The sequence below is a fragment of the Candidatus Dormiibacterota bacterium genome (genome assembly GCA_036495095.1).
Taxonomy (GTDB): domain Bacteria; phylum Chloroflexota; class Dormibacteria; order Aeolococcales; family Aeolococcaceae; genus CF-96.
On sequence record DASXNK010000050.1, the window covers coordinates 1 to 11,164 of the forward strand.

The window sequence follows — 11,164 nt, forward strand, 5'->3', positions numbered from 1 at the left end:
AGACCCGGTATCCGGCCGCCACCAGGCCCTGCACCAGAAGACCGCGGTCGGTTTCGATGCCGACGATCACCCTCTCGGCGTCGTCGGTGTGTGCCGCGATCAGCTCGTGGATGCGCCGCAGACCCTCCAGCCCGTCAGGAATCCGGCCCTTACCCAGCACGGTTCCCGATCCGTCCATCAGACAGAGGTCGTGGTTGGCCTTGACCCGGTAGGACGGACCACCATGATGTGGGGCTCAGCCCCGCGCAGGAGGTCCAGATGGCTCGACGACCGCGTCGACAGTTCACCGACGAGTACAAGGCCGAGGTGGTCGCCCTCGTCCAGACGTCCGGGAAGACCATCCCTGAGGTCAGCCGTGATCTCGATCTGACGGAGACGGCGGTCCGCGACTGGGTCAAGCAGGCCGAGGTGGACGGTGGCATCCGCCACGGCCTCACCACCTCGGAGCGCGCCGAGCTGGTGCGGCTCCGGCATGAGAACCGAGTGCTGCAAGAGGAGCGCACGATCCTCAGAAGGCGGCGGCTTTCTTCGCCCGGGAGACCCGGTGAGCCGGTATCGGTTCATCGAGGTGGAGAAGGACAACCATGCCGTCAGGACGCTGTGCCGCGTCCTTCAGGTCTCCCGCACCGCCTACTACGACTGGTCCGACCACCCGCTGTCTGATCGCGCTCGCGCTGACGTCCACTGACCGCGCAGATCGCCACCATCCATACCCGGAGCCGTCAGACCTATGGCTCACCGCGGGTGAGGCCGAGCTGAGGTCGTGCGGCTCTCGGCACGGTCGCAAGCGCGTCGCGCGGCTGATGCGCCTCGCCGGCCTCGTCGGCCGCCACCCTCGACGGTATCGACGGACCACCGTCGGCGACCCCTTGACTCTGCTCCCGGACCTGGTGCGGCGCAACTTCGCCCCGACCCACCCTGACGAGCTGTGGGTCGCGGACATCACGTACATCCGCACCTGGCAGGGGTGGCTGTACCTGGCCGCGATCCTTGACTGCTACTCCCGCCGCGTCGTGGGATGGTCGATGGCCGACCACCTTCGCACCGACCTCCCGCTCAGCGCCCTGCACGCCGGCGTGGTCAGTACCAGTGGCGGCCGCCGACGGCAGAACGACAGATCCCCACATGGGTTGCATCCTTTGCACCGATGTCCGCTTGGCTGGGGCCGTTGTTGTACCCCTCGTCTGAACTGTTCGGATGCGTGTGATATTCCGCGATCACGATCTCACCTGGACCAAGGTTCGGAGCCGGAGGAGTCATGGCATCGCGCTGACCGACCGGCCAATCGTGCCACCTCAGTGTTCCGTCGGCCCGCTGAATGATCCAGCACCCGTGCTCGTGCTTGAGAGACTGCGGGCCAGCGGCGACACCGGCACCGACGAGTGGACCCTGGGCGGCACGGCTGCCCGGCACGGATGCAGTGGCGGAGCTCGACTGTGCCCACAGGGCGTCGAGATGCCCGATCAGCGCGGCGTCCTGCTCGATCAAGGTCCGCGGGTTGCCCGGGGCGGCCGCAGCCGGGGCGTTCACGTGCGTGGCGGGCGTCTTCCCCTTCTGCGCAAGCCTTCGCTTCAATTCGGCCATGTCGATCATCGCGTTGTTCTCCTGTGCACACGTGCGTGCTGCCGTCAGCCGCCGACTGCCTCTCCCATCTCCGCCAGGGTCTCGCGGAGGAGCGTGTCGAGCTTGTCCGCCGGCAGCGCGGCGAGCTCGGGGTCGCTGGCGAGCAGGTCGTCGAGCCCGGCGCGACCGATCAGCTCGACCACCTCCTCTGACACGCCGCCCGGGGCCGGGGCGGCAATGGAGACCCCGTAGGCGGCGAAGGTGGCCACACGGTCGGGCTGCGCGACGACGTAGTCGATGAAGGCCTGCGCCGGAGTGGCCAGGCCCTGCTCTCCGGCGTGGTAGAGGAACCAGGTTGTGAACGTCTCCCATTGCCCCTCGGTTCCGTCCCATGCGGGGCCGTTCTCGGCGAGGTAGGCGTCCCACGCGGCGGGTTCGTACTCCGTCACGGTGGCGGTCTCGGCGGGGTCGGCGCCCAGCGCCGCGGCGTAGGAGTTGAACGCCCAGCCGGTATCGGCGGCGATCTCCTTCACCGTGTCGAGGGGATCGCCGCCCAGGGCCTCGACATGCTGGACGAAGGCCTCGGCGTACCCGCTGCCCACGGTTTCTGCTCCCCGGGTGATCAGGGCGCTTCGGAACTCATCCCAGGTGATCTCCGGGGTGCACTCCTCTCCTATCAGCTCGAACCAGCGCTGTGCTGCGCCGAGGTCGGAGAACTGCACCGCGGAGACGGCGCTGATGGCGTTGGACATCCGATGACCCACCCTACTCGGCTGCTCGCGTCGCCTCCATGCTAGGCACCGCCACAGGGCACGCCATGACCGAACAGGCAGCTGTTTGGGCAGCAACGGGTCCACAGCCGCGGGACGACATCCAGCTCGGGTTCTTCGGCGAGCCTTTGAACCTCGACTATGTGCCTCCGACCTCGACCAGCGCCGCGCGGAGCGCCGTCAGCGGAGCCGGGCCACGGCCAGGCCCGCCGCGAGCGCCACCATCGACCAGGAGAGCGCCCGCAGCGCCTGCTCCAGAGGGCAGAGCAGGTCCCGGGCGTCCCAGTGGACCACGCTCCCGTCGTCGAGGACCAGCTGGGCCGACGCCTCGCGGACGTGGCGACGGAGCAGCCGCGCCGGGGTGCTGAGCCGGCGCTGTGCCAGGCTGAGCCCGAAGGCCGCCGCCGCCGCCAGCGCCGCCGCCGGGTTCAACCCGCCGGTCTGGGCGAGGTAGCCGGTGAGCACCGGGAACGCTCCCCAGCCCGCGGCGAAGCCCGCGGCGGTGTGAAGGCGGCCGCCGGCCAGCTCGAGGTCGTAGCCGAGCACGAGCAGCACCCCGACGATGATGAAGGGGATGAGCGCCGGCCCCACCCGGCCGACCCCGGCCGCCCCGACGCCCACTGCTCCGCCGAGGGCGGCCACCGAGACCGCGACCAGGGTGCCGGAGGGGACGGTGGTGCGCAGCGGCCGGCCCTGGAGCTCGTCGAGCAGATGGGCGGCGATCCCGACGGCGAGGAGAAACGCGAGCAGCGTGGCCAGCAGCCGGACGCCGTCGACACGCGGCGCCAGCGAGGCCCCGATCACCACGTAGGAGAGATGCCAGGCAGTGTAGGGCGGGTGGAGCAGGGTCCACCACTGCCCGAGGCCGCCGCGCCGTGCCGCATAGAAGGCGGGCCGCCCGTCCCGGCCGGTCAACCGGCCCTCCTCCCCCACATCACCAGGCCGCCGCCCAGGCTCATGGTCCGCACCCCGACGGCCTCGATCCCGGCAGCCTCCCAGGCACGCCGGTGCCACTCCAGAGAGTGCCGGCGGTAGTGCCCGGAGATGCTCGGCCCGAGGAAGCGCCCCACCTCGAACCACCCGCGCCCGAAGAGGCCGCCGGAGGCGGGCAGGAGCAGGCGTGTGTACAGCCACCAGCAGCCTCGCCAGAGCGGGTTGGCGGGCACCATGAACTCGAGGCTGGCGACGGTCCCGCCGGGGCGGACGACGCGGGCGAGCTCGCTCAGGGTGGCTGCGGGGTCGGCGACGTACCGGAGCAGGTAGGTGAAGGTCAGGGCGTCGAAGCTGGCGTCGGGGAAGGGCAGTTGCTCGGCGCGGCCCACGAGCAGCCGGACGCGCTCCTGCCGGCCGTGACCGCGGACCCGCTCGACCCCCTGCCGCAGCATCGCCTCGGTGAGGTCGAGGCCGACCACGCCCGCGGCGGTGCGCTCGCTGAGGAGCAGGGCGACGCCGGCCGTGCCGGTCGCCACGTCGAGGACGGTGGTCGGGGCGGCGGCGGCGATGCGATCGACCATCGCCCCCCGCCAGCGGCGGTTCTGGCCGAAGGAGAGCAGGTCGACGAGCAGGTCGTAGCGCCGGGGGAGCGGCGCGAACAGGCGGCGGGCGAAGCCGGCGGGGTCGGTGCTCTGCATGGGCCGACAGTAGACGGAACCGAGCGGCTCGGTTGGGCCCCGTGACGCTGCCTTCTGGGTACCCTGACGCCGCCATGAGATTCGGTGACCGCCCCCTGTGGATCACGTGACCCTCCACCTGCTCCGCCGGGTCGCGGCCGGTGGCGTCCACCCCGAGCACCGTCTCCCCGAGAGGTAGGGCGCAGCTGCGGTGGATCGGACGCTTCGCGAGCTCATCGAGCGCCGCCTCTACGAGTCACCCCCCTCCGGCACCCGAGCCGCCGATCTGGTTCTCGCCGCGTATGACGGGCCGGAGGCACTCCACTCCGCCCTCGCCTCCCCCGACACCGCAACCCGCGGCCCGTCACCCACACCCGCCGAGCCGTCCGCCGTGGAGCCCCCGGGCGCCTACCTGAGGAGCGTCACCGTGGAGGGCTTCCGCGGCGTGGGACCCCCGGCCACCCTCCGGATCGACCCCGGGCCCGGCCTCACCCTCGTCGTGGGACGCAACGGCAGCGGCAAGTCGTCCTTCTCGGAGGCGCTCGAGATCCTCCTCACCGGGCACAACCAGCGATGGGAGGGCCGGTCCAAGGTGTGGAGCGGGGCGTGGCGGAACCTCCACCACGAGCACACCCAGGTGACGGCGGAATTCCTCCTCGAGGGCGCATCCGCCGTCCACACGCTGGCCCGGTCGTGGCCCGACGGCGCCGAGCTCGAGGCATCGACGCTCACCGTCAACGGCACGCCCGACCGGCAGCTCGACAGCATCGGCTGGCGGGCGGCCCTGGCGACCCACCGGCCCTTCCTCACCCACAACGAGGTGGGCACGCGACTGGACGCGCGGCCGAGCGACCTGCACGACGCCCTCGCGGGTGTGCTGGGTCTCGAGGACGTCACCACCACGGCCCGGCTGCTGGCGGAGGAACGCCTGACCCGCGAGAAGGCCCAGAGGGCGGTCGTCGATGCGCTGGGACCGCTGAGGGCGCGTCTCGAGGCGGCCGGCGACGAGCGGGCGCGGGCATGCCTCGCGGCGCTGGCCGGCCGCAGCTGGAACCTGGACGCGCTGGCCTCCGCGATCGAGGACCAGGCGGGAGGCGGAGCCGCGAGGACGGAGCTGACGCTGCTCGAGGAGCTCTCCCGCTCCAGCGTCCCCGCGGAGGACGAGGTCGCGGTGGCCGCCGTCCAGCTCGACGGCGCCTCCAGGCTCGTCGCCGCCGTCGGCGGCACGGACGCCGACAGAGCGCGGAGAACCGCCCGCCTGCTGCAGGAGTCCCTCGAGCTGCACACCCTCCACGGTGACGCCGACTGCCCGGTCTGCGGCGCCCAGGCCGCCCTCAATCCGCTGTGGCGGATCACCGTGGAGTCGGAGGTCGCGCGGCTGCGCCGCGAGGCCACCGAGGCGGACGCCGCCCACGCTGCGCTCGCCCGCGCCGATGCCGTCGCACGGCGCCTGCTGAGCCACCCGCCCGCCTCCCTCCAGCGCGCGGCGGAGGTCGGCCTCGACGCCGCCGAGCTCATCGCCGCCTGGCAGGCGTGGGCCGACGGCCCGCAGGCTCCGGCGGCACTCGGCGAGCACCTGCTCATCGCGCACCCCTCCCTGGCCAGGGCGGCCCACGACCTCAGCGAGGCTGCTGCGAGGGAGATCCTCCGCCGCCAGGACCTGTGGCGGCCGGTGGCGCGCGACCTGACCGTCTGGCTCGAGGGCGCCCGGCGGGCCGAGGCCGCCGCTCCCCTGATCGCCGAGCTGAAGGCTGCCGAGAGGTGGCTGAAGGACGCGGCCGGCAGCCTCCGTGAGGAGCGGTTCCGGCCCATCGCCGACCTGGCGCAGCGCAACTGGTCCCTGCTCCGTCAGCAGAGCAGCGTCGACCTCGGGGGCATCCGCCTCGAGGGTGCGAGCACCCAGCGCCGGGTGAGCCTCGATGTCACCGTCGACGGCGCTCCCGGCCCCGCGCTCGGGGTCATGAGCCAGGGCGAGCTCAACTGCCTGTCGCTCTCGCTGTTCCTCCCCCGGGCGCTGCTGCCCGAGAGCCCGTTCCGGTTCGTCGCCGTCGACGACCCGGTCCAGGCGATGGATCCGGCCAAGATCGACGGCCTCGCGCGCTGCCTCGCGGCGTCTGCGGAGCGCAGGCAGGTGATCGTGTTCACCCACGACGAGCGGCTGCCGGAGGCCGTCCGGTACCTCGGGATCCCGGTGACCGTGCTGCAGGTGACCCGGCGGGAGCGGTCCCAGGTGGAGATCCGGCCGGTGGACGACCCGGTCGCGCGCTACATCCAGGACGCCCTCGCGGTTGCGAGGACCGAGGAACGGAACGTCCATGCGGCCAGGGTGGTTCCCGGCTTCTGCCGCTCGGCGCTCGAGGCGGCCTGCATGCGCCTCGTCCGCGAGCGCCGGCTGCGCAACGGCAGGTCGCACGAGGACATCGAGCGGGAGTTCGCCGGGGTCACCACGGTGAACATGTGGATGGCGCTGGCCCTCGTCGACGACGTGAAGGCGGGGAACCGGGTCATCGACCGCATCCGCAACCGGGTGGGTGCCATCGAGGCGGAGGCCTTCGAACGCGCCCGCCACGGCGCCCACGAGCCGGACACCGGCGATCTCGTCCAGCTCACCCGTGCCACCGAGCGGCTCACGAGATACCTGGCGACGCTGCCGTGAAGGACGACCCCTTCGGTCTGGTCGCGTCGGCGAAGGACCTGCTGACCATGGCCGACGAGCACACCGCAGGTCTCTGGCCACGCGCGTCCGCGCTGCTCGGCCGGCAGGCTCTCGAGATGAGCCTCGAGCGCCTCTGGACGCGATGCGCCGACGGTGTCCAGTGGACGCCGATGCGCTGCCAGCTGCTGTCGCTACCGACGTTCCTCGGCGACGCCGAGGTGGCCGGCCGAGCCTCGCACGCGTGGTGGGCGCTGAGCCGCGCCTGTCACCACCAGCCGTACGACCTGGGGCCGACCCACGACGAGCTCGACGGTTGGCTGACCGACGTCTGGGACCTGGCCAATGCGGTCGAGCGACGGTGCGGCGCAGTCGGATCCGCCCGAGGCGACACGTAGCTGTCGCCACCCGCGCCGAGACTTCGGGCAGTCACGAAGAATCGACGACCGCAGGATTGCGGTGGGGGGAGACATGGAGACCACCGACGCCTCGACGATCGTCCAGCGGCTGCTGGATCCCGCCGGCCCGGGCGCGATCCGCGTCGGCCCCGCGCAGGCGGCCGGCACGCTCACCCTGGTGCCTCTCTTCCATGAGGCGCGCGCTCTCCCCTACCTCCTGTTCGCCCACGCCGCCGGCATGGACCTGGTCCAGGTCGCGGAGGTCGACGAGGCGGGATCGGTTCCCGAGCTGCTGGTGACCAACTCCGCCACCAGGCCGGTGCTCCTCATCGAGGGCGAGGTGCTGGTCGGCCTGAAGCAGAACCGCACCCTGACCACGACCATCCTCGTCCCCGCCGGGACGACCACGCTCGTCCCCGTCGCCTGCGTCGAGCAGGGCCGCTGGAACCGCCGGTCGGCGTTCGTTCGCAGCGACGACTACCTGCTCTCCCCGCGGGTGCGCCAGCTCACGAGCGAGTCGGTGGTCCGCGGGGTGCGGGCTTCCGGCTCGTACCGCGCCGACCAGGGCGCGGTGTGGAGAGGCGTCGAGGAGGAGCTCGACGGGCACGCGATCGACTCGCCGACCCACGCGTACTCCGACGTCAACCTCCGGCGGGACGCGGAGATCCGGGCCCTGCTCGCCGGCATCCGGCCGATGCCGGGTCAGACCGGGGTGGTCGCGGTTGTCGACGGCCGGCCCCGCTGCGCGGACCTGGTGGACAGGTCGACGACCTTCCGGCGGCTCTGGCGGCGGATCGTCGGCAGCTATGCCGCCGATGCCCTCCGCCCCGACGCGCTCGACACCAGCCCGGTGACCACCGGCGACGTCGCCGCCTGGCTCCACGCGCTGACCGTGGCGGAGGCCACCGTGCATCCCGCCGTGGGGCTGGGCTCGACGGTCGCCCTCACCCTCGCCGACTGCACCGCGACCGCCCTGGTGGCCGGCGGCCGGGTCGTCCACCTCACCGCCTTCGCCGCCCCTGCCCGCGGTGGCCAGGCCGAGCTGCCCCGGTGAGCGGGAATGCTGCTCAGACGCCGGTCCGTACCGGGGTGAGCGCCGCTCGCACCTCGGCGACGACCCCCGCCACATCGGTGATCGTCCGGGTCTCCCCCGCCGCGGCGAAGACGAACTCGATCCGGGAGACCTCCCGTCCGGTCGCCCGCCCGGTCAGCAGCGCGTAGACACCGCCCTGCAACCGGTAGCGGTCGAACCGCGCGTCGACACCGCCGGCGGCAACGGCGTCGGTCTTGTAGTCGAGGATGGCGAGCCGCCCGTCCGGGTCCTGGTAGAGCAGGTCGATGAACCCCTCGACGACGACCCCGTCGACCAGCGCGCCGACGGGCATCTCCCGCCAGTGACGCGAGCCCGCGGCCCGGCGCACCGCCGAGCTCTCACACGCCGCCCGGACGAGCCGCTCCACCTCGGCAATCCGTCCCGGGATGCCCTCCGCGGCCGCCTGCGCGGCGGCGTGCCCGGCCAGCCCCTCCAGCGAGCTCAGGTCGACGACCTGGAGCACCGCGTGGACCGCCCGGCCGAGCGAGGTTCCACCCCGGCCGCGCCGCTGGGCGGCGACGTCGCCGGGGGCACCGACGCGGTCCGCCTCCGGCTCGTGCGCCACCGCCGTCGCCGTGGTCGCGCGCAACGCGCTGAAGCCGGCGATCAGCTCCGCACGCCGGGCCATCCATGCGTCCTCGTCGCGGCGATGGGTGTCCGGGTCCGGCTCCACCGCGACCGGCGGTGTCAGCGGTACAGCGGCGGCGGCCGGGTGCTCGGTGTCGAGGACGGCGATGCCCTCCACGGCGCGAAGGCGCTGGTGGAGCGCGTGGACGTCGGTGTGGTCCCCTCCCCTCGCCGTTCGATAGCGGCTGATGACGAGGTGGTCGCGGGCGCGGGTGAGCGCCACGTAGAGGAGGCGCATCCGCTCGGCGTCCTGCATCGCCACCTCGCGCACCGCCAGCGCCTCCCACCCCGGGGTCGCGAAGTCCTTCGACAGCTGGATCTCGACCCGCCCGTCGGCCCGGTCGGTGGTGACCTGGCCTCGGTTGCCAGGCGGCTTGCGACCCAGACCGGTGACCACGACGACGGGGAACTCCAGGCCCTTGGCGGCATGGATGGTCATGACCCGGACGCAGTCCTCGTCGTCGCCGCCGGCGGTGACGCTGTCGTAGTGCGGGTCGCGCGCAAGTCGCTCGAGATGCTCGACGGCGTCGTGGAGTGTCGTCCGTCCGGTGCGGCCGAGCGCAGCCACCTGGTCGAGGAGGTAGCGCAGCCGGCGGAGCGTCTCCCGCGGGCGCCAGTCGTCCGCGGCCGCGGCGCGCAGCAGGCGGCCTGAGATCAGCGTCTCGACCAGCGCCGGTACCGACAGGGTGTGCCGGATGGCGTGCAGCTCGCGCAGGTCCGACATCGCCGCGGTGATCCGGGACACCTCGGCGGCGCCGGGCCGCTCGTACGACCAGCGTCCGCCGGCCTCGCGCCAGCGCAGCAGGTCGACGTCGCTGCAGCCGTAGGCGGGGCTGCGCAGCGCCGCGACCAGGGCGACCTGGTCGGTGGGGTCGTCGACGGCGCGCAGGCAGTTGAGCAGGTCGCGCACCTCCTGGGTGGCGACCATCAGCGATCCGCTCTCCAGCCGGAAGCGGATGCGCGCCCGCTCCAGGGCGCGCTCGAGGTTGCGCAGGTTGGTGCGGCTCGGCATCAGGATGCAGATGTCGGAGGCGCGGCAGGGGCGGGGATCCGGCTCGCTGCCCCCCTCCCCCACCGTCCACCCGTCGGCGAGGATGCGAGCGATCACCGCGGCGGTCGACCGCGCCTCCTCCCGCCACATCTCCGGCGCCCGGACGTCGATCGCGTCCCCGAAGACATGCACCCCGCCGTCGACCTCCGGCGCGTGGGCGATGAGGTCGACATAGGTGGCCTGGACACCGGTCTGGCCGGACGGCCCCATCAGCCCGTCCTCGCCCCGGAACGCGGCGTTGACCGCCTCGACGATGCGCCGGCCGGAGCGGAAGTTCACCTGGAGCGAGGCGCGCGCGTCTGCCGCGGAGGCGGTCAGGGCCTCCTCGACCGCTGCATAGAGGGCGATGTCGGCCCGGCGGAAACGGTAGATCGACTGCTTGGGGTCGCCGACGACGCACAGCGTGCCCGGCCGCAGCGCCAGGTCCGCCCAGAATCCGGCCTGGGCGTCGGGCAGGCCGGCCAGCAGGAAGGCCAGCTCCGCCTGGAGCGGGTCCGTGTCCTGGAACTCGTCGACGACGATGCAGTCCCAGCGCTGGCGCAGCGTGGTTCGGACCGCCGGATGGTCGCGCACCAGGTTGCGAGCTCGGACCAGCAGGTCCTGGTAGGAGACCAGCCCGCGGGCGCGCCGCTCCTCCGCGTACGCGAGGGCGACCTCGCGGAGCCCGGTTGCGATCCCGCAGACCACCGCGGTCCGCGACTCCCCGACAAGGGTGGCGACCTCCTCGCGCACCTCCTTCAGCGCGTCCTTGACGTTCTTGCAGATCCCCTTCGGCCAGTTGTGCGCGTTGCCGACGTTGAGGCTCGGGGACAGGTGCACGAGGCTCAGCGCGGCGAGGGCATCGTCCACGGTGGTGGCGCACTCGAGGCGGGACGCCAGCGGCCGCAGCGCGAGCAGCCGGGCGGACAGGGCGTCGGGCGTGTGGCAGTGAGCCGTCTCCCGGATGGCCGAGGCCAGGTCGTCACCGATGCGCCGCGCCGCCGGGATGAGGTCGCCGGGCAGCCGGGCCTGCCAGGGTGGGGCCGCCTCCAGCAGGTCCCAGTTCCCGTTGAAGGCGTCGAGCAGGGAGAGCAGGCTCGCGGGCGTGATCCCCAGGAGCAGGCCGCGGCGCACCGCCTCGCTCCCCGGGTCGCCGGGCACCAGGCCGGCGAACCACTGCCGGAACCGCTCGCGGAGGTCGATGGTCGCCGACAGCGCGGCGAGGGTCTCGAAGTCGGGGGGAAGGCCGGCCTCGAGCGGGTGCATGCGGAGCAGCGCCGAGCAGAAGGCGTGGATGGTCTCGATGCGGGCGCGCTCCACCTCGCTCGCAGCCACCGCGCAATGGTCCCGCTCGGGCTGCGGCCGGCCCTCGTCGGCGGTGGCCCGTTCGAGCCCCTCGCGGACGCGGACCCGGAGGTCT

9 protein-coding genes are annotated in these 11,164 nt (G+C 73.0%); 4 read left to right on the top strand and 5 right to left on the bottom strand.

All coding sequences use genetic code 11. From position 1 onward, the window contains the following. The first annotated feature begins 544 nt into the window (after positions 1 to 544). On the top strand, positions 545 to 688 hold the full coding sequence (locus tag VGL20_05485; GenBank protein ID HEY2703123.1) for a hypothetical protein: 144 nt from the start codon (positions 545 to 547) through the stop codon (positions 686 to 688). A gap of 392 nt (positions 689 to 1,080) precedes the next feature. Here the strand turns inward: VGL20_05485 and VGL20_05490 are convergent, their stop codons facing one another. From VGL20_05490 to VGL20_05505, 4 genes are all read right to left on the bottom strand, one after another. After that, a complete protein-coding gene (locus VGL20_05490; GenBank protein HEY2703124.1) occupies positions 1,081 to 1,593 on the bottom strand; it encodes a hypothetical protein in 513 nt (170 codons plus the stop codon). A 35-nt stretch (positions 1,594 to 1,628) separates the two neighbouring features. Beyond that, the gene (locus tag VGL20_05495; protein ID HEY2703125.1) at positions 1,629 to 2,315 is read right to left on the bottom strand and encodes a hypothetical protein; all 687 of its coding nucleotides are present in this window, start codon (positions 2,313 to 2,315) and stop codon (positions 1,629 to 1,631) included. Positions 2,316 to 2,513: 198 nt separating this feature from the next. After that, entirely contained in the window at positions 2,514 to 3,248 is a 735-nt protein-coding gene (locus tag VGL20_05500; GenBank protein ID HEY2703126.1) for a hypothetical protein, read from the bottom strand. Beyond that, the gene (locus tag VGL20_05505; GenBank protein HEY2703127.1) at positions 3,245 to 3,964 is read right to left on the bottom strand and encodes a class I SAM-dependent methyltransferase; all 720 of its coding nucleotides are present in this window, start codon (positions 3,962 to 3,964) and stop codon (positions 3,245 to 3,247) included. The genes VGL20_05500 and VGL20_05505 overlap by 4 nt, the downstream gene beginning before the upstream one ends. 190 nt (positions 3,965 to 4,154) lie before the next feature. Between VGL20_05505 and VGL20_05510 the strand changes: the two genes are divergently transcribed. From VGL20_05510 to VGL20_05520, 3 genes are all read left to right on the top strand, one after another. After that, the gene (locus tag VGL20_05510; GenBank protein HEY2703128.1) at positions 4,155 to 6,599 is read left to right on the top strand and encodes an AAA family ATPase; all 2,445 of its coding nucleotides are present in this window, start codon (positions 4,155 to 4,157) and stop codon (positions 6,597 to 6,599) included. Next, positions 6,596 to 6,994 carry a hypothetical protein gene (locus tag VGL20_05515; protein HEY2703129.1) on the top strand — a complete coding sequence of 133 codons (399 nt, stop codon included), beginning with the start codon at positions 6,596 to 6,598 and terminating at the stop codon, positions 6,992 to 6,994. The genes VGL20_05510 and VGL20_05515 overlap by 4 nt, the downstream gene beginning before the upstream one ends. 61 nt (positions 6,995 to 7,055) lie before the next feature. Next, positions 7,056 to 8,048: a DUF6569 family protein gene (locus VGL20_05520; protein HEY2703130.1), complete on the top strand. Its 993-nt coding sequence runs from the start codon at positions 7,056 to 7,058 to the stop codon at positions 8,046 to 8,048. A 13-nt stretch (positions 8,049 to 8,061) separates the two neighbouring features. Here the strand turns inward: VGL20_05520 and VGL20_05525 are convergent. Beyond that, the coding region (locus VGL20_05525; protein ID HEY2703131.1) for a UvrD-helicase domain-containing protein at positions 8,062 to 11,164 on the bottom strand (3,103 nt) is incomplete at its 5' end.